The following is a 17,715-nucleotide window of genomic DNA, read 5'->3' as shown; positions in this document are numbered from 1 at the left end:
ATCTTTACCTCAAATTCTGGTTATGGTGGGCTATGCGCCTGCCAAGCAAGCAAAATGATGGAACATCATGAACCCTAACTACCTGGATTTCGAACAGCCGATCGCCGACCTGGAAGCCAAAATCGAAGAGCTTCGCATGGTTGGCAATGACACCGACATCAACATCACCGATGAAATCACCCGTCTGAAAAAGAAAAGCGTCAGCCTGACTGAGAGCATCTTTTCGGACCTCAAATCCTGGGACGTTGCTCGTTTGGCCCGTCATCCGCGCCGGCCCTATACCCGGGATTACATCGAGATGATGTTCGAGGATTTCGACGAACTTCACGGCGACCGCCGCTACGCCGACGATCTGGCGATCATTGGTGGCACCGCTCGGTTGAATAACCAGCCGGTGATGGTCATTGGCCATCAGAAAGGTCGCGAGGTGAAAGAGAAGGTTCGCCGTAACTTCGGCATGCCGCGCCCGGAAGGCTACCGCAAGGCCCTGCGCCTGATGGAAATGGCCGAGCGTTTCAATATGCCGATTCTGACCTTTATCGACACCCCGGGCGCGTATCCCGGCATCGGCGCCGAAGAGCGTGGTCAGAGTGAGGCTATTGCCTTCAACCTGGCGGTAATGTCGCGCCTGAAGACACCGATCATCTGTAACGTGATTGGCGAAGGCGGTTCCGGTGGTGCGCTGGCTATCGGCGTGGGCGATGAGCTGAACATGCTTCAGTACTCCACCTATGCGGTTATCTCGCCGGAAGGTTGTGCTTCCATCCTGTGGAAGAGCGCCGACTACGCCTCCCAGGCGGCGGAAGCCATGGGTGTAACCGCTGAACGCCTGAAAGAGCTTGGTGTGGCTGATAACGTCATCAAGGAACCTATGGGTGGTGCACACCGGAACCCCGAGGAAATGGCCGAAAGCCTGAAAGCCCGTCTGGTTCAAAGCCTGGAAGAGCTTGGCCGCCTGTCGATGGACGACCTGATCGCCCGTCGTTACGAGCGCCTGACCAAGTATGAAAACGGGCGGTAACGCCGCTCCGGATATTGACTGGCCCGACGATCTGCTTGGGCCAGTGCGTTCCCTTCCCGAATACCAGACTCTCCGGGTCGCCTTCAGCGGCGGCCTGGACTCTCTATTGCTCCTGCGCGCCGTTGCAGCCTGTCATCCCGATGTGATCGCCGTTCACGTCAATCACCAGCTTCAGCCTAACCACGAAGAAACCGAAGATTTCTGCCGGGCCGTTTGCGCCACCCTGTCGATTCCGATTGTGGTGGAGCGCGTGACCGTTGCCGTGGGCCGGGATGCGGAAACGGGTGTTGAAGAGGCGGCCCGCCATGCTCGTTATGAGGTCTTTCATCGCTTGCAGGGGCGCGGGGATCTTCTGTTGATGGCCCATCACGGTGACGACCAGGTGGAGACGGTCCTGTTTCGCCTGTTGCGTGGCTCCGGCATCCGTGGGCTGGCCGGCATGCCAAAAAACAGAGCCCTGGGTGCTGGGCAACTGCTGCGTCCCTGGCTCGGTATCAGTCGCGATCGGCTGCAGGAAGTTGCCAGGCAAAATCAGCTGTGCTGGCAGGAAGACCCCAGTAACGCAAGCCAGGAGTATGACCGGAATTATTTGCGCCACAGCATCCTGCCGGGCCTGAAGCAGCGTTGGCCGGGCCTGCTGCAGCGGGTGGCCAGTAGCGCCCGCGCCTGCGCAGAGAGTGATCAGTTGAATCGGCGGTTGGCTGAGTTGCAGTGGCAGCAATGCGCCGAGGATGGTGTGCGCCTGAACCTTGATGCATTCCGGACTCTTGGGCGATTGGAGCGACGTAACCTGTTGCGTTGGTGGATCCATGCTCGTGGTTACGCTGTTCCCGGGTTGTCCTGTTGGGACCAGGTTGTGTCCGAACTGGTCGAGGCTGCTGATGACCGTGCGCCAGAAATTCGGGGAGATGGCTTTTGTATTCGCCGATACCGGTCCCGTCTTTACCTGGTGCCGGAGCGGGAATTGCCGCAAACGTCTCGAGTCCTGGTTCCCGGTCAGCCATTGCAGTGGGGCGACTGGCAGCTTTCCCTTGTGCCGGGCTCCGTTACCTCGAGCAGCGGGGTGCCGACAATAAGGGTATCTACGAGGCGAGGTGGTGAACGGGTCCGGCCGAATGCCGGTGGGCCGTCACGTGCCTTGAAAACCTGGCTGCAGGAGCAGGGCGTGCCACCCTGGGAGCGGGCCGCGCTGCCGCTGGTTTTCGAGGTTTCACGGAGCAGTGAGGAGCTGATCGCGATTGGCAATTTGTGGTGTTCTGACCGATACTCGGGAAGCGCTCCTGCCGCCGGCTGGCGGCTGATTGTGGCGAGGGATTTTGATTGAGTAGAAGGGGGCTTTCTGGTAGTCTGGCGACCCATCTTGAGATGAACAATCTCCCTCCTTTACCGAACCAGATAATCATGGAATCTGCATGACGCGTTATATTTTCGTCACCGGCGGTGTTGTGTCTTCTTTGGGGAAAGGCATTGCGTCCGCCTCGCTGGCAGCTATCCTCGAGGCACGCGGCCTAAAGGTCACCATTCTCAAGCTGGATCCCTACATCAACGTAGACCCCGGCACCATGAGCCCGTTCCAGCACGGTGAAGTCTTTGTCACCGAGGACGGCGCTGAAACCGACCTGGATCTTGGCCACTACGAGCGATTCACCCGCACCAGGATGACCCGCCGCAACAACTTCACCACCGGTCGAGTCTACGAAGAGGTGATTCGCAAGGAACGCCGTGGCGACTACCTCGGTGGTACCGTTCAGGTGATTCCGCATATCACTGACGAAATCAAACGTCGTGTGGTTGAAGGCGCAGCCGGTGTGGACGTGGCCCTGATCGAGATTGGCGGCACCGTGGGCGACATCGAATCCCTGCCGTTCCTGGAAGCCTGCCGTCAGTTGAAGGTTGAAGTGGGTCCCCAGCGTGCCCTGTTCATGCACCTGACACTGGTTCCGTACATTGCCACTGCGGGCGAAATCAAGACCAAGCCGACCCAGCATTCGGTAAAGGAAATGCGTTCTATCGGCTTGCAGCCGGACATCCTGCTGTGTCGCTCCGAGCATGAAGTGGATGCCAGTTCCCGCCGGAAGATTGCTCTGTTCACCAACGTCGAAGAGCGGGCCGTCATCCCGATGAAGGATGCCAAGTCCATCTATGCGATTCCTCGGATGTTGCACGAATACGGGCTGGATCAACTGGTCATCGATCGATTCAATCTCGATGCCAACCCGGCCAACCTGTCGGAGTGGGACGGTGTAGTAGATGCTCTGATGAACCCGGAGAACGAAGTCACCATCGCCATGGTCGGCAAGTACATGGAACTGCTCGACGCGTACAAGTCATTGATCGAGTCTCTGTTGCATGCCGGCATCAAGACCCGCACCAAGGTCAACATCAATTACATCGACTCCGAAGACATCGAGCAGAATGGCACCGATGCCCTGAAATCCGCTGATGCCATCCTGGTACCGGGTGGCTTTGGCGAGCGCGGTGTCGAAGGCAAGATCAGCACCGTTCAGTACGCTCGTGAAAACAAGGTGCCTTATCTGGGTATCTGCCTGGGTATGCAGGTGGCTGTCATTGAGTACGCCCGCAACGTGGCGGGTCTGAAGGATGCCCACAGCACCGAATTCCGCGAGCATACCCCCGAGCCGGTGGTTGGCCTGATCACCGAATGGCTCGACGCCAGTGGCGAGCGCGAAGAGCGCACCGAAGAATCCGACCTGGGTGGCACCATGCGTCTGGGCGCTCAGGACTGCGTACTGTCTGAAGGTTCCACCATCGCGGGCTGCTACGGCAAGAAAACCATCCGTGAACGGCACCGTCATCGCTACGAAGTGAACAACCACTTCCTGCCGAACCTGAAAGACGCTGGCCTGATCATCTCCGGCCGTTCCGGTGATGGTAAGTTGGTGGAAGTGATTGAAGCGCCGGAACATCCCTGGTTCGTTGCTTGCCAGTTCCACCCGGAATTCACCTCCACGCCGCGTGATGGCCATCCGCTGTTCCGTGGCTTTGTAGAAGCTGCGTTGGCTTCTAAAAAAGGGGCTTGATCCATGGCTCAGAGTAATTTGAACGTCTCTGGAATCGAGATCGCCAATGATCGCCCGTTCGTGCTCTTTGGGGGCATGAACGTCCTCGAATCTCGGGACTTGGCCTTCGAAGTGGCGGAAAAATACGTGGATGTGTGCGGTAAGCTCGGCATCCCCTACGTATTCAAGGCCTCTTTTGACAAGGCCAACCGGTCATCGGTGCATTCCTTCCGTGGCCCCGGCCTCGAGAAAGGCCTGCAGATCCTGGCCGATATCAAAGACAAGTTCGACGTGCCGATTATCTCGGATGTTCACGAACCCGCGCAGGCCAGGCCAGCGGCGGAAGTCTGTGACATTATCCAGTTGCCCGCTTTCCTGAGCCGACAGACCGACTTGGTCGTGGCCATGGCCGAAACCGGCGCCGTCATCAACATCAAAAAGGCCCAGTTCCTGGCACCCCAGGAAATGAAGCACATCATCAAGAAGTGCGAAGAAGCCGGCAACGATAAGGTGATCCTGTGTGAGCGGGGCAGCAGCTTCGGTTACAACAACCTGGTAGTGGACATGCTGGGCTTCGGCATCATGAAACAGATGAACGTGCCGGTGTTCTTTGACGTCACCCACTCCCTGCAAATGCCGGGTGGCCGGGCGGATTCCGCCGGCGGCCGCCGCGCCCAGGTCACGGATCTGGCGCTGGCCGGTATGTCCCAGGGACTGGCGGGCCTCTTCCTGGAAGCCCATCCGGACCCGGACCAGGCCAAATGCGACGGCCCCTGTGCCCTCCGTTTGAGCCAGCTGGAACCGTTCCTGGAACGGGTAAAAGCCGTGGACGACCTGGTGAAAAGTTTCAAACCCATCGACACCGCCTGATTGGCGGTGTTGGTGTTTAAAGAGATCGCAGACTGAAAAGCTCGGGCGCGGGCGACTGGAAAGGCTTTGCGAAAATTTCGAAGGCCATGGATGGCCTGAGAGAAGCGCACATGGATGTGCTCGTAGCGGTTTTCGCAAAGCCTTTCCAGTTGATCGCTCTTGCACTGATTTATAGCCACCATAGCGTTTAGATAAAGAAAATCTGGAGACATTTTCGCATGACCAAGATTGCCAACATCAAAGGCCGTGAGGTACTGGATTCACGCGGTAATCCCACCGTTGAAGCCGACGTTATCCTGGAAGACGGTACCCTGGGCCGCGCCTGCGCCCCTTCAGGCGCATCCACCGGTTCCCGCGAAGCGCTGGAACTGCGTGATGGTGACAAATCCCGTTACCTGGGCAAAGGTGTCCGCAAAGCGGTTGACGCAATCAATGGCCAGATCCGCGAGGCTCTGTTGGGTAAAGACTCCGCCGACCAGCGCAGCCTCGACCAGATCATGATCGACCTGGACGGTACCGACAACAAGGCCAACCTGGGCGCCAACGCCATCCTGGCCGTCTCCCTGGCCGCCGCCAAAGCGGCTGCAGATTCTCTGGGCAAGCCCCTGTATGAGCACATCGCCGATGTAAATGGCACCTCCGGCAAATTCTCCATGCCGGTACCGATGATGAACATCCTGAACGGTGGTGAACACGCCGACAACAACGTCGACATCCAGGAATTCATGGTCCAGCCGGTTGCAGTGAAGAGCTTCGCCGAAGCCCTGCGCGTAGGTGCGGAGATCTTCCATAGCCTGAAAAAAGTACTCAAGGCCCAGGGCCTGAACACCGCCGTGGGCGACGAAGGTGGCTTTGCGCCGAACCTGCCCTCCAACGAAGCGGCCCTGGCGGCCATCAAACAGGCGGTCGAAGACGCCGGCTACGAGCTGGGCAAAGACGTCACCCTGGCCCTGGACTGCGCTTCCTCCGAATTCTACAAAGACGGTCAGTACCAGCTGTCTGGTGAAGGCAAGAGCTTTGATTCCGAAGGCTTCGCCGATTACCTGTCAGGCCTGTGTGACCGCTTCCCGATTGTCTCCATTGAAGATGGCATGGACGAGAGCGACTGGGACGGCTGGAAAGTGCTGACCGACAAGCTGGGCAGCAAGGTCCAGCTGGTGGGCGACGACCTGTTCGTGACTAACACCCGCATTCTCAAGGAAGGCATTGAGAAGGGTGTGGGCAACTCCATCCTGATCAAGTTCAACCAGATCGGCAGCCTGACCGAAACCCTCGACGCCATCAAGATGGCCCAGGATGCCGGCTACACCGCTGTGATCTCCCACCGCTCTGGTGAAACCGAAGACACCACCATCGCTGATCTCGCGGTCGCCACCTGCGCCGGCCAGATCAAGACCGGCTCTCTGTGCCGCTCTGACCGCGTCGCCAAGTACAACCAGTTGCTGCGTATTGAAGAAGCGCTGGACGGTAAGGCACCGTATCGTGGTCTGGTTGAAATCAAAGGCCAGGGTTAACATCCGCCTTAAGTAACCGCTTGGTCGGCCCGGTTTTGGCCGGCCAGACTGTAAAGGCCATCGCGTATCGGAGAGTCCGGTGCTCGATGGCCTTTTTAAACAGTGGGTTACTGAAAGTTGTTGTTAATTTACTCTAAGGTCTATACTTAGCCTTCAGCAACACCCTTAAATTGATTGTTTTCTGTGCGGACTCGGAATGAAAACTCTTTGGGCCATTCTGATCATAGTGACTCTGATGCTACAGGCGCGCCTGTGGGCAGGGGAGGGCAGTTTTGCCCAGGTGTGGTCGTTGGAGGAAGCGGTGGCCGAGCAGCGTGCAGAGAATGACCAGCTAGCGGCCCGTAATGAGCGGCTGTATGCGGAGGTGCGGAATCTTCGCAATGAGCAGGGGGCTGTGGAAGAGCGGGCGCGGATGAACCTTGGGTTGATTCGTGAGGACGAGACGTTTTTCCTGGTGGTTGAAAACTGATACTGGCATCCAGAGCGTCGGGGTCGTCCTTTCCAGGACACGCTGCGAGTACTTCCCTGTACGCTTGACTGTGGCCATCCATGGCCACAGACAGTCCTGGAAAGGACGACCCCGCCACTCTTCAAGCTTTGTGCAGGCCCTCCTATGGTAAATCCCAGATTCTGGTTAATTGTCCCCGCCGCCGGCATTGGCCAGCGTATGCGGGCCGAATGCCCCAAGCAGTATCTCAAGCTTCATAATCGCTTTATTCTCGATATCACGCTCTCCCGTCTTCTGGATAATGGCCAATTTGATGGCTGTATGGTGCCGTTGAACCCTCGTGATCACTGGTGGCCGGACAGTGAGTCGGCTCGGGATGAACGGGTTCAGACCTGTACCGGTGGCGCGGAGCGGGCGGATTCGGTGCTGGCGGCACTGGATGCGTTGGACGGGCAGGCTGCTGATAAGGACTGGGTGCTGGTGCATGATGCGGCGCGGCCGTGTCTGCATCCTCACGATCTTGCCAACCTGATCGATTCGCTGGCGGAGCATCCGGTGGGTGGCCTGCTGGCGGCACCGGTGGCGGATACGTTGAAGCAGGCCGGTGGTGAGCAGCCGCCTTCTGTGGAGTTGACCGTGGATCGTAGCCGGTTGTGGCGGGCGTTGACGCCGCAGATGTTTCGTTTTGGCGCGCTCAGGCAAGCGCTGGCCGAGTGCCTGGCTGACGGGCAGCCGGTCACCGATGAGTCCTCGGCTATGGAGTTTTCCGGTAATATGCCGGTTCTAGTGGAGGGGCGGCCGGACAATATCAAGATCACGGTGCCCTCAGATCTGGGGCTGGCGGAGTTCATCCTTGGTCGTCAGTAATCACCATCCGCACATGAATTCAGTTTTCGGAGGCGCGAATGCGTATTGGTCAGGGCTTTGATGTCCACGCCTTTTGTGAAGGCAGCTCAGTCATTCTCGGAGGCGTGGAGATTCCCCATGAGCAGGGACTCAAGGCGCACTCGGATGGTGATGTGTTGTTGCATGCCCTGGCGGATGCCCTGCTTGGGGCGGCGGCGCTTGGCGATATCGGGCATCTTTTCCCGGATACCAGCGATGAGTGGGCCGGGGCAGACAGTCGGGTGTTGTTGCGCCATGTGGTTCAACGGGTGTTTGAGGAAGGCCATTCGGTGGTGAATGTGGACACCACGATCATCGCCCAGGCCCCGAAAATGGCGCCCCATGTTGAAACCATGCGCCTGAACATTGCCGAGGATCTGGGGATTGCCGTTGATCGGGTTAGTGTGAAGGCAACGACTACCGAAAAACTTGGTTTTACCGGTCGGGGTGAGGGTATTGCCTGCCAGGCGGTGTGCCTGCTGGAGCCGGTAAAGTCATGAGTTCAACAGAGTCCGGGACACAGTGGCGTCTGGATTGGCCGGTTTCGGGAGGCCATCGCGTGGGCTCGGCCAAGCTGAAGGTCCAACCGGAAGATTTTCGGGTAACGGAATACTTGTGGCCGGAAGATGCGAACCCAGAAGCTAATGAAACGGCCGCGGGGGCGGGGGAGCACCTGTGCGTGCGTCTCGAGAAAAACGGTGACAATACTGAGTACGTGGCCCGGGAATTGGCGGCGATGGCCGGTTGCCGGCATTACGAAGTGGGATTCTGTGGCCTGAAAGACCGTCATGCAGTGACTGTCCAGTGGTTCAGCCTGTACCGGCCAGGACAGGAGGGCGAGGATCAGGCGTTGTTGGAGGCTATTGCCGCTCGCTGGCCCGTGCTGGCCAGCCGACGTCATGCCCGTAAACTTCGGCCGGGGGACCATCAGGGGAATGGCTTTGAGCTGATTTTGCGAGACGTTAGTGCTGACCGGTCGGCTCTCGATCAGGCCTTAACGGAACTCCGGGAGCGGGGTGCTCCTAACTACTTCGGCCCCCAGCGTTTTGGTTTTGGTGGCGGGAATCTGGACCGGGCCGTGAATCTGGACCCGACGCGCCTGAACCGAAAGCGTGGGCGCGGTGGCAGAAACGCTTCGAAAAACGTATTGTATTTTTCGGCGGCACGTTCGTGGTTGTTCAATGAGGTGCTGGCGGCAAGAGTTGAAGAGGGAAACTGGCTCACCGTATTGCCCGGGGAACCCTCTCCACAGGATTGCTTGCCGACCGGTCCGTTGTGGGGGGATGGTGGTACTACGGCCACCGGAGAGCAGGGCTCAATGGAGCGAGATATTGTCGATGCCCACCCTGAACTGGCCCATTTGTTCAAGGCAACCCGCATGAAACCGGAGCGTCGGGCTTTGGTTACCCGCCCGGAATCCTTGTCCTGGCAATGGTTGGAAGATGGCAGCGCCTTGTCTTTGACGTTCTTTTTGTTGCCCGGCCAGTACGCCACAACGATTCTTGCCGATATTTTCGAGCTCGAGGACATGAGCCTCGGCCGCAATAATAAACAATAAGGCTAGTGGAGAGCACTGTGCGAATTTTGTTGTCCAATGATGATGGCGTGCATTCACCTGGGCTGGTGGCCCTGTACGAAGGGCTACAGGGTGTCGGTGAGCTGGAAGTGGTGGCTCCCGACCGGGACCACAGCGGGGCCAGTAACTCGCTGACCCTGAACCGGCCACTCACGGTGGAAACACACCCTAACGGCTTCCATTCCATCGACGGCACCCCGACCGATTGCGTCCACCTCGCTGTGAACGGCCTTTTTGATCAGCCCTTTGATCGCGTGGTATCCGGCATCAATACCCACGCCAACCTGGGGGACGACATTATCTATTCCGGTACCGTGGCCGCAGCGACAGAAGGTCGTCATCTGGGCCTGCCGGCGATTGCGGTATCACTGGTGAACGACGGCCATTTTCATTATGAAACGGCGGCCCGGGTTGTTCGCATGTTGCTGGAAAACCGTCTGGCCCTGTCCCTGGGGCCCCGCTCGATCCTGAACGTCAATGTCCCGGATGTGCCCTGGGAAGAGCTCCAGGGTGTGCGCGTGACCCGGCTGGGGCATCGAGAATGTGCCGAAGGTGCCGTGCCCATGACCTGCCCGCGAGGCAAGAAACGCTACTGGATTGGTGCTGCTGGGCAGGGTGGAGATGCTGGCCCTGGCACGGATTTTCATGCGGTGCGTGAGGGCTATGTGTCGGTAACGCCGGTACACACGGATATGACCCGTCACGAAGCCCTGGGCACTCTCCGGGACTGGGTAGACGGATTGACCGGCCTGGAGGGACATCATGACAGCGATGCTTGAAGGTATCGGGATGACCTCCAGGCGCACCAGAATGCGCCTGGTGCAGCGTTTGAGGGACGCCGGCATCCAGTCCGAACCGGTTCTGGACGCCGTTGCCCAGGTGCCCCGCCACATTTTTCTGGATGAAGCCCTGGCTCATCGTGCCTACGAAGATACCTCTCTGCCCATTGGCCATAACCAGACCCTGTCCCAACCCTACATTGTTGCCCGAATGACTGAATTGCTCCTGGCCCACGGCCCGGAGAATGTGTTGGAACTGGGCACAGGATCGGGCTACCAGACTGCTGTACTTGCGCACCTGTTTCCGCGTATTTACAGCGTTGAGCGTATCCGTCCGTTGCAGGACCGGGCGCGGGACCGGCTGCGACAGCTGCAGATGCGCAACGTGTTGCTCAAGCACGCGGATGGCGGCATGGGCTGGCCTGAGCGTGGGCCATTTGACGGCATAATTGTGACCGCCGCACCCGTGGATGTGCCCCGGGAGCTGCTTGACCAGTTGGCAGACGGTGGGGTTTTAATTGCCCCGGTGGGGGAGGAACAGCAAGTGTTGGTGGAAGTGGTGCGTCGAGGCCAGCATTTTGAGCGCCGGGAGCTGGAGCCTGTGCGCTTTGTGCCATTGTTGGCCGGGGTAATTCGCTGATGTCCGACCCCCATCTAGTTTCTCCTTCTAACCGGCACCCTGTGACCGTGTTTTTGAGGGGCATGGCCATGGGGGCTGCCGATATCGTCCCCGGCGTGTCCGGTGGCACCATCGCTTTCATCACCGGCGTTTATTTTCGTTTGCTTGAAGCGATCAGCGCTGCGCCTGGTGCATTTTTCCGCCACCTCCTAAAGGGCCAGTTGTCCGGCTTCTGGCGGGCCATTGATGGCAATTTCCTGGTGACACTGCTGGCGGGCATTCTGACCAGCGTTGTCTCACTGGCGTCGTTGATTACCTGGTTGCTGGCTGAGCACACCGTGCTCATCTGGAGCTTTTTCTTCGGGCTGATCCTGGCGTCGGTAGGCCACATTGGTCTGCAGGTTCGGCGATTCTCGCCAGCACTGCTGATTCCCCTGGTCGTGGGTATAGCGGTTGCCTGGTGGGTCACCACCCTGCCGGCTTCGGAACTCGCGCCTACAGGCCTTACCTTCCTGGGAGCCGGGGCATTGGCCATCTGCGCGATGATTCTTCCGGGCGTGTCAGGTAGTTTCCTGTTACTGATCATTGGCATGTACGAGCCCATTCTGGTCGCGATCAAGGATTTTCAGGTCGTGCACCTTGGGTTATTCCTCGTGGGATGTGTGGCTGGCCTGCTGTCGGCTGCCAAGCTTATTACCCTGGCATTCCGGCATTTCCACGACACGGTATTGGCGGTGCTGACCGGTTTTATGCTGGGAGCCCTGACCAAGGTCTGGCCCTGGCAGGAAACACTGACCTGGCGCACGAACAGCGCCGGGGAGCAGGTGCCAGTGAGTCAGATGCCCGTCAGTCCTGAAACCTGGACCGCCCTGTACCAACAGGATGCTCAGGTATTTCTCGCTGTTGCCATGGCCTTTTCAGGGTTTGCGTTGGTGGTGATACTGGATATGGTAGGTCGACGGTCGCACAATATTTCCAGCGGCTCGATTACAAAATGAGCAAGTGTTACCGGAGGCAAGGGTGACTGTTCCCAGAGGTAACAGCTGGGGTCAGTTGGTTACCGTTACCGGTATTACGATGTAGACAACCTATTAGGAAATTAGTCCTGAAACGTGAGAAATTGCAGGGTAGCCAGGCAGTTTCTTAGATGGATTTATCATAATCAGGCAATTTTTATACGTGACTCTTTTCACAGGCCGTTATTCATCAGTCTTGCCCCCCAGGACGCCGGCCGCGGTGACTCCTCTACACCAGCGGCGTTTCACGCCGCGCTGCTGGCGAGCTCCAGCGCTTATTCTGCTCTTTGTTGCTTTTCTTGGTGGCTGTAACACCAGTGCCATCTATCAGGATCATCTTTATAACCCACCGGTGTATTGGGGAAGCCATGTCGTCAAAAAGGGGGAAACCCTGTACGGCATTGCCTGGCGTTATGGCCGCGACTACCGCGAGCTGGGGGACGCCAACGGGTTGGAGCCTCCCTGGACCATTCATCCGGGACAGGTGTTGCGTCTGGACAAAAAAGGCTCTGTACGACGCACGGCGAGCGTGTCGTCATCCCGCCCGAAATCGACAACTTCGAGGCGAACGGAGACGAGACAATCTTCGCGTGAACCGGTAACAAGCCATACGCCAGTGGCTTCCGACATCGACTGGCAGTGGCCGCACGGTGGCACTGTAATTGCAGGTTTTTCAACATCCGGGAAAGTCAATAAGGGTATTGATATTGCCGGAAATGCCGGTGACCCCGTAAAGGTGGCTGCGAAAGGCAGTGTTGTTTATGCCGGAAACGGGCTGTTAGGGTACGGTAACCTGATTATCGTGAACCATAGCGAGCACTATCTCAGTGCATATGCCCATAATCGGAAAATTCTGGTGCAAGAGGGAGAAGACGTAAAAGCCGGACAGGTAATTGCCGAGTTAGGCAGTACGGGCACAGATAAGCCGATGTTGCATTTTGAGATTCGTAAGAATGGCAACCCGGTGAACCCCTCCCGCTACCTCCCAAGGCGCTGAAACTCGGAAAACAGGACGTTCCGAGCAAGGATTACCTGAGGGCTGACAGAAAACTGCTAACCAACAACAATAATGGCACGGTTGCAACGCCGGCCAGACAATGTCCTGAAACAACGTAAGTAGGGACCCGGAAATAATAATAACGACCCGGGACAACAGGATTTTCAGAGACGAGGTGTACCAATGTCAGCAGAGCAAGAAGACCTCATTATGGATCGTGTTGCAGATGTGGAAGATGCAGACGATCAGGTATTGGCGGAAGATCGTGTTGAGAAGGTAGCCTCAGACGATACGCTCGCCGGTGCCAAAGAAAGCTCCCTTTCCAGGGGAAGGTATTACGCCACCCAGAAACAGCTGGATGCCACGCAGCTGTACCTCAACGAAATTGGCTTCTCGCCACTCCTCACACCAGAAGAAGAAGTGTACTTTGCCCGCCTTGCCCGGAAAGGGGAAGATGCCGGTCGCAAGCGCATGATCGAAAGCAACCTGCGTCTGGTGGTCAAAATTGCCCGCCGTTACGTCAACCGTGGCCTCACCCTGCTTGACCTGATCGAAGAAGGGAACCTGGGGCTGATTCGCGCGGTGGAAAAATTCGATCCAGAGCGCGGTTTCCGCTTCTCCACCTACGCTACCTGGTGGATTCGCCAGACCATTGAGCGGGCCATCATGAACCAGACCCGCACCATTCGTCTGCCTATTCACGTAGTGAAGGAACTTAACCTCTACCTGCGTGCCGCCCGTGAACTGACCCAGAAGCTCGATCACGAACCGACTGCCGAAGAAATTGCCCAGATGGTGGACAAGCCGGTGGCGGACGTGAAGCGCATGTTGGGTCTGAACGAACGCGTGGCGTCCATGGATACGCCCATTGGCGCTGGCGGCGAAAAATCGCTGCTTGATACGGTAGCCGATGAAGGCGCCTCCGACCCCGCCGATCTATTGCAGGACAACAACATGTCCTCGTGTCTGGAACAATGGATTGACCAGCTGAGCGAAAAGCAGCGGGAAGTATTGTCCCGGCGCTTTGGCCTGCGAGGCTACCCGATCTGCACCCTCGAGGAAGTGGACCAGGAAATCGGCCTGACCCGTGAGCGGGTTCGTCAGATCCAGGTGGAAGCACTGCGCCGCCTGCGGGAAATTATGGAAAAGGAAGGCCTGTCTGGAACTTTGCTGTTCCAGTAAACCACGTACTGCGATCGAAAAGCTGGCTGATGTTTAGCCAGCTTTTTCTTTGAGTATTCGTTTTCCAAGTCTAACCTCGGAGCCTTCCGGAACATGCGTAAAACAACCGTAGCCAAGCATCTATTTGCCCTTGTTGCCCTGATCCTTCCCCTCTACTGCGGGGCAGTGACCATTAACGATGTGGAAATGCCAGATACTTATGCCTGGGAGGGCAAGGAACTCAAACTGATGGGCGCGGGAACCCGTTCCAAGTGGTTTATGGATCTGTACGTGGCAGGGCTTTACCTCACGGAGGAGTCAGGCAAAGCCAAGGCTATCCTCGAAGCGGACGAGCCGCAACGCATCGCCCTGCAGATCACCTCGGGCATGATCACCAGCGAGCGGATGACCGAAGCCGTACTTGAAGGCTTCGAAACCTCGACCGGTGGTAATACGGCGCCTATTCAGCCGGACATCGACCGTTTCATCGGGGTCTTTGATGAGCCCATCAAGGAAGGGGATGAGTTTAGCTTGGTGTATGTACCAGGGAAGGGCGTCAATGTGCTCAAAAATGGCAAGTACCAGGACACCATCGGTGACCTGGCATTCAAGCAGGCCCTGTTCGGGATCTGGTTAGCGGAGACGCCGGTGGACGACGACCTGAAATCCGAGCTGCTGGGTCAGAGATAATCCCGTTTGTGCTTGAACTCGCACAGGTCTTCGATGATGCAGGCGCCGCACTTGGGCTTTCTGGCCGTACAGGTGTAGCGCCCGTGCAGGATCAACCAGTGATGCGCATCCATCAGAAATTCCTTGGGCACCAGGCGCATCAGGCGCTTTTCCACTTCCAGCACATTCTTGCCCGGCGCAATGCCGGTTCGGTTTGAAACCCGGAAAATATGAGTGTCCACGGCCATTGCCGGCTGCCGGAACGCGGTATTGAGTACCACGTTGGCGGTTTTTCGGCCCACGCCCGGTAACGCCTCCAGATCCTCTCGCCGGTCTGGCACCTCCCCATCGTGCTTTTCGATCAACTGCCGACAGGTTTTGATGACGTTTTCCGCTTTGCTGTTAAACAGGCCAATGGTTTTGATGTATTCCTTGAGCCCGTCGACGCCGAGGGCCAGGATGGCTTCGGGCGTATTGGCAACAGGAAACAGCCGGGCTGTTGCTTTATTGACCCCCACATCCGTGGCCTGGGCCGACAAAATCACGGCAATCAGCAGCTCGAACGGCGAGCTGTAGTTCAGCTCGGTGGTTGGCTCCGGGTTGTCTTCCCGCAGCCGGGAAAAGATCTCGATGCGCTTTTGTTTGTTCATTGCAGTCAGATTCAGGAAATATTGCCGGTGACCCGCACACGCTTGCTGCCCGTGCTAACAGGTTCGGGCTGCGCGGCTTTCTGGCGTTCAGCCAGGTGCGTATCAATGCTGTTCTTGAGCGCGATCAACAGGCCCAGGCCAATGAATGCGCCCGGTGGCAGTACCATGAACAGCATATCCGGGTAGTTGGCAAAAGGATGAATAACCCAGTCTGCCGCCTCTGGGCCAAATAGCAGATTCATGTCGACAAACAGCGTGCCCTGGCCCACCAGTTCCCGCATGCCGCCCAGAACGATGAGAACCCCCAGAAAGCCCAGGCCGGTCATGGCGCCATCCAGTACCGCCGGTATTGGCGGGTTCTTGGAGGCAAAAGCGTCGGCGCGGCCAAGGATGGCGCAGTTGGTGACGATCAGGGGAATAAAAATACCGAGAATCTGGTAAAGCTCGTAGGTAAACGCCTGCATCAGCAGTTCGGCGCAGGTCACAAACGAGGCGATAATCATCACAAAGGCCGGCAGGCGAACCGATTCGCTGACGAAGTTGCGAATAATGGATACCGACAGGTTCGAGCCAATCAACACCAGCAGGGTCGCCAGGCCAAGGCCAACGGCGTTGACGACCGTACTGGTAACGGCCAGCAGTGGGCAAAGCCCGAGTACCTGGACTAGGGCGGGGTTGTTGTTCCAGAGGCCGTCCTTGATGATCTCAGCGGAGGTTTTGGTGGCCATGTCAGAGTTGCTCCTCTGGTCTGGATTTGCCGGCATCACCCAAGGGGGTGACCGCCTGGCTTTCAAGTGAAGGTGCCGCGTGGACCCGGGCGAGAATAGCTCTCCGGTTCTGGCGGAAATACTTCAGGGTTTTCTGTACGGATTTCACCACGGCCCGGGGCGTAATGGTGGCACCGGTGAACTGGTCAAAGACACCACCGTTCTTTTTTACATTCCATTGCCGGGGTGGGGGATTGCCCAGGGATTTTCCGGCGAAGCTTTCAATCCAGTTCGATTTCCGGGCCTCAATGCGGTCACCCAGTCCCGGTGTTTCCCGGTGGTTGGTGATTCGCACCCCCAGGATGGTGCCCTGCAGGTCGATGCCCACCAACAGGTTGATATCACCCGAGTAACCGTCCGGTGCAATGGCGGGCAGGATCAGGCCAACCGGCTCACCATTGCGACGAGCTACCCATGCCTCAATGGTTCCGGATTGGGTCAGAACATCGCTGGCGGGCAGGGAAACGGTATCCCTCAGCATGTCGTTGGTGTGCTCGGACTCCGGAATGATTTCAAACAGGGCGCTGGCCTCGGCTTTGGCGGCTTGCTCCTCAATTCGGTCTTCGGTCATCGCCTGGGTAATGGCAATGGTGCCGCCGGTAATCACGGCAAAAAGACCAAGGCCAATGGCGCTGCGGGTGATGGAGGTAATAAGAGCGCTCATGAATCAGCCTCCGTTCCTGCCGGGCACACCACGACGGGCTTTGTGGTGGCCATAGGTTCTTGGGGGTGTGTAGTAATCAATGAACGGCACCGCAAAGTTCATCAACAATACACTGAAGGCCACCGCGTCCGGGTAGTTGCCCCAGGTGCGAATGACATAGATCAGGATACCGATGCCGGCACCGTAGATCAGTTTGCCCTGATGGCTGGTGGCTGCCGATACCGGGTCGGTGGCAATGAAGAAGGCTCCCAGCATGGTGCCCCCGGCCAAAAGGTGCAGTTGTACCGGCGCGTGCATGTCGGGATTATTGCCAAAGGCCAGGCTCATGATGGCAATGCCACCGAGCACGGCGACAGGAATGTGCCAGGTAATGATGCGCAGGCCGACTAGCAGCAGGCCTCCGGCCAGGAACGCTAGGTTCACCCATTCCCAGCCGCGGGCCACCATGTCGCCGAAGGTGGGATGCTTCAGTATCTCGGTGGCGGTATGACTGGCCACCTTGTGTTTGTATTCATCCAAAGGCGTGGCCATGGTCCAGCCATCTACGCTGGTCTGGCTCGCGGAGAAAATCCGGCCCAGGGTTTCCCCCAGGCCCGGCGCGTTGGCCAGACCGGCAGCCTCCGCCCAGTTGGTAGTCATGGCCACCGGGAAAGAAATCAGTACCAGGGCATAGCCAACCATGGCCGGGTTGAACGGATTGGCGCCAAGGCCACCGTAGAGCTGTTTGGCCAGGATGATGGCGGAAATCACCGCGATACCGGATACCCACCAGGGCGCGAACTGGGGTAGTGAGAGGCCCAGCAGCAGGCCGGTGACGGCGGCCGTGTTGTCCTTCAGGAAGAACGTGACCGGTTTGTTGCGCAGTTTGAGAAAAGCGGCCTCGGCGGTCAATGCCAGGGCCACACACCAGACCACGTTGATCAGGTTGCCCCAGCCAAAGAACAAAGTCTGGGCCAGCAGGCCCGGCAGCGTGGCAATGATCACCCAGAGCATGACCCGCGAGGTGGGGCGGGCGTTATGAGCATGGGGAGACGACTGTTGAACTAATGCCATGAACGT

The 17,715-nt window shown here is 58.0% G+C and carries 19 protein-coding genes; 15 read left to right on the top strand and 4 right to left on the bottom strand.

Annotated features, from left to right (window positions below; all coding sequences use genetic code 11):
• The first annotated feature begins 67 nt into the window (after positions 1-67).
• The 15 genes from accA (at position 68) to BY454_RS07970 (ending at position 14,596) form a co-directional block, all read left to right on the top strand.
• Positions 68-1,021: an acetyl-CoA carboxylase carboxyl transferase subunit alpha gene (accA, locus tag BY454_RS08040; RefSeq protein WP_104416175.1), complete on the top strand. Its 954-nt coding sequence runs from the start codon at positions 68-70 to the stop codon at positions 1,019-1,021.
• On the top strand, positions 1,005-2,345 hold the full coding sequence (tilS, locus tag BY454_RS08035) for a tRNA lysidine(34) synthetase TilS (protein ID WP_104416174.1): 1,341 nt from the start codon (positions 1,005-1,007) through the stop codon (positions 2,343-2,345). Before accA ends, tilS begins: the two co-directional genes overlap by 17 nt.
• A gap of 88 nt (positions 2,346-2,433) precedes the next feature.
• Positions 2,434-4,062, top strand: coding sequence for a CTP synthase (locus tag BY454_RS08030; RefSeq protein ID WP_104425551.1), 1,629 nt, complete (start codon positions 2,434-2,436; stop codon positions 4,060-4,062).
• A gap of 3 nt (positions 4,063-4,065) precedes the next feature.
• The gene (gene kdsA, locus BY454_RS08025) at positions 4,066-4,911 is read left to right on the top strand and encodes a 3-deoxy-8-phosphooctulonate synthase (protein WP_104416172.1); all 846 of its coding nucleotides are present in this window, start codon (positions 4,066-4,068) and stop codon (positions 4,909-4,911) included.
• 218 nt (positions 4,912-5,129) lie between these two features.
• A complete protein-coding gene (gene eno, locus BY454_RS08020) occupies positions 5,130-6,425 on the top strand; it encodes a phosphopyruvate hydratase (RefSeq protein WP_104416171.1) in 1,296 nt (431 codons plus the stop codon).
• 196 nt (positions 6,426-6,621) lie between these two features.
• Positions 6,622-6,894 (top strand): septum formation initiator family protein, encoded by a 273-nt coding sequence (locus tag BY454_RS08015; RefSeq protein ID WP_104416170.1) that lies wholly within the window; start codon positions 6,622-6,624, stop codon positions 6,892-6,894.
• Between the two features lie 144 nt (positions 6,895-7,038).
• Positions 7,039-7,740, top strand: coding sequence for a 2-C-methyl-D-erythritol 4-phosphate cytidylyltransferase (ispD, locus tag BY454_RS08010; protein WP_104416169.1), 702 nt, complete (start codon positions 7,039-7,041; stop codon positions 7,738-7,740).
• A 38-nt stretch (positions 7,741-7,778) separates the two neighbouring features.
• Positions 7,779-8,258: a 2-C-methyl-D-erythritol 2,4-cyclodiphosphate synthase gene (ispF, locus tag BY454_RS08005; protein WP_104416168.1), complete on the top strand. Its 480-nt coding sequence runs from the start codon at positions 7,779-7,781 to the stop codon at positions 8,256-8,258.
• On the top strand, positions 8,255-9,316 hold the full coding sequence (gene truD / locus BY454_RS08000; protein WP_104416167.1) for a tRNA pseudouridine(13) synthase TruD: 1,062 nt from the start codon (positions 8,255-8,257) through the stop codon (positions 9,314-9,316). The genes ispF and truD overlap by 4 nt, the downstream gene beginning before the upstream one ends.
• A 17-nt stretch (positions 9,317-9,333) precedes the next feature.
• Positions 9,334-10,113, top strand: coding sequence for a 5'/3'-nucleotidase SurE (gene surE / locus BY454_RS07995; RefSeq protein ID WP_104416166.1), 780 nt, complete (start codon positions 9,334-9,336; stop codon positions 10,111-10,113).
• A complete protein-coding gene (locus BY454_RS07990; protein ID WP_104416165.1) occupies positions 10,097-10,753 on the top strand; it encodes a protein-L-isoaspartate(D-aspartate) O-methyltransferase in 657 nt (218 codons plus the stop codon). The genes surE and BY454_RS07990 overlap by 17 nt, the downstream gene beginning before the upstream one ends.
• Before the next feature lie 68 nt (positions 10,754-10,821).
• Positions 10,822-11,730, top strand: a complete 909-nt coding sequence (locus tag BY454_RS07985) for a DUF368 domain-containing protein (protein ID WP_374953542.1) — start codon at positions 10,822-10,824, stop codon at positions 11,728-11,730.
• A 238-nt stretch (positions 11,731-11,968) separates the two neighbouring features.
• Complete coding sequence (locus BY454_RS07980) at positions 11,969-12,745, top strand: peptidoglycan DD-metalloendopeptidase family protein (protein WP_104416163.1); 777 nt, start codon at positions 11,969-11,971, stop codon at positions 12,743-12,745.
• Positions 12,746-12,928: 183 nt separating this feature from the next.
• Positions 12,929-13,927, top strand: a complete 999-nt coding sequence (gene rpoS, locus BY454_RS07975; RefSeq protein ID WP_104425550.1) for an RNA polymerase sigma factor RpoS — start codon at positions 12,929-12,931, stop codon at positions 13,925-13,927.
• A gap of 93 nt (positions 13,928-14,020) precedes the next feature.
• The gene (locus tag BY454_RS07970; protein ID WP_104416161.1) at positions 14,021-14,596 is read left to right on the top strand and encodes a chalcone isomerase family protein; all 576 of its coding nucleotides are present in this window, start codon (positions 14,021-14,023) and stop codon (positions 14,594-14,596) included.
• Here BY454_RS07970 and nth read toward each other — a convergent pair.
• From nth to rsxD, 4 genes are read right to left on the bottom strand one after another with little or no spacing between them, the layout of a single operon-like run.
• Positions 14,587-15,225 (bottom strand): endonuclease III, encoded by a 639-nt coding sequence (nth, locus tag BY454_RS07965; RefSeq protein WP_104416160.1) that lies wholly within the window; start codon positions 15,223-15,225, stop codon positions 14,587-14,589. The genes BY454_RS07970 and nth overlap by 10 nt on opposite strands.
• Before the next feature lie 11 nt (positions 15,226-15,236).
• Positions 15,237-15,953, bottom strand: coding sequence for an electron transport complex subunit E (locus BY454_RS07960; RefSeq protein ID WP_104416159.1), 717 nt, complete (start codon positions 15,951-15,953; stop codon positions 15,237-15,239).
• Between the two features lies 1 nt (position 15,954).
• Entirely contained in the window at positions 15,955-16,656 is a 702-nt protein-coding gene (gene rsxG / locus BY454_RS07955; protein ID WP_104416158.1) for an electron transport complex subunit RsxG, read from the bottom strand.
• 3 nt (positions 16,657-16,659) lie between these two features.
• The gene (rsxD, locus tag BY454_RS07950) at positions 16,660-17,709 is read right to left on the bottom strand and encodes an electron transport complex subunit RsxD (protein ID WP_104416157.1); all 1,050 of its coding nucleotides are present in this window, start codon (positions 17,707-17,709) and stop codon (positions 16,660-16,662) included.
• Between the last annotated feature and the right edge of the window lie 6 nt (positions 17,710-17,715).

The sequence above is a fragment of the Marinobacter persicus genome, from assembly GCF_002934325.1.
GTDB classification, from domain to species: domain Bacteria; phylum Pseudomonadota; class Gammaproteobacteria; order Pseudomonadales; family Oleiphilaceae; genus Marinobacter; species Marinobacter persicus_A.
The sequence above is the reverse complement of the archived record's forward strand: the minus strand, read 5'-3'. Positions and strand labels throughout refer to the sequence as shown.

Coding starts and splice junctions, on each gene's coding strand:
- rsxD (WP_104416157.1), bottom strand. CDS start 17,709: ATGGCATTAGTTCAACAGTCGTCTCCCCATGCTCATAACGCCCGCCCC.
- rsxG (WP_104416158.1), bottom strand. CDS start 16,656: ATGAGCGCTCTTATTACCTCCATCACCCGCAGCGCCATTGGCCTTGGT.
- eno (WP_104416171.1), top strand. CDS start 5,130: ATGACCAAGATTGCCAACATCAAAGGCCGTGAGGTACTGGATTCACGC.
- truD (WP_104416167.1), top strand. CDS start 8,255: ATGAGTTCAACAGAGTCCGGGACACAGTGGCGTCTGGATTGGCCGGTT.
- BY454_RS07960 (WP_104416159.1), bottom strand. CDS start 15,953: ATGGCCACCAAAACCTCCGCTGAGATCATCAAGGACGGCCTCTGGAAC.
- kdsA (WP_104416172.1), top strand. CDS start 4,066: ATGGCTCAGAGTAATTTGAACGTCTCTGGAATCGAGATCGCCAATGAT.
- ispF (WP_104416168.1), top strand. CDS start 7,779: ATGCGTATTGGTCAGGGCTTTGATGTCCACGCCTTTTGTGAAGGCAGC.
- ispD (WP_104416169.1), top strand. CDS start 7,039: ATGGTAAATCCCAGATTCTGGTTAATTGTCCCCGCCGCCGGCATTGGC.
- BY454_RS07970 (WP_104416161.1), top strand. CDS start 14,021: ATGCGTAAAACAACCGTAGCCAAGCATCTATTTGCCCTTGTTGCCCTG.
- nth (WP_104416160.1), bottom strand. CDS start 15,225: ATGAACAAACAAAAGCGCATCGAGATCTTTTCCCGGCTGCGGGAAGAC.
- BY454_RS07985 (WP_374953542.1), top strand. CDS start 10,822: ATGGGGGCTGCCGATATCGTCCCCGGCGTGTCCGGTGGCACCATCGCT.
- BY454_RS08015 (WP_104416170.1), top strand. CDS start 6,622: ATGAAAACTCTTTGGGCCATTCTGATCATAGTGACTCTGATGCTACAG.
- rpoS (WP_104425550.1), top strand. CDS start 12,929: ATGTCAGCAGAGCAAGAAGACCTCATTATGGATCGTGTTGCAGATGTG.
- BY454_RS08030 (WP_104425551.1), top strand. CDS start 2,434: ATGACGCGTTATATTTTCGTCACCGGCGGTGTTGTGTCTTCTTTGGGG.
- accA (WP_104416175.1), top strand. CDS start 68: ATGAACCCTAACTACCTGGATTTCGAACAGCCGATCGCCGACCTGGAA.
- BY454_RS07990 (WP_104416165.1), top strand. CDS start 10,097: ATGACAGCGATGCTTGAAGGTATCGGGATGACCTCCAGGCGCACCAGA.
- tilS (WP_104416174.1), top strand. CDS start 1,005: ATGAAAACGGGCGGTAACGCCGCTCCGGATATTGACTGGCCCGACGAT.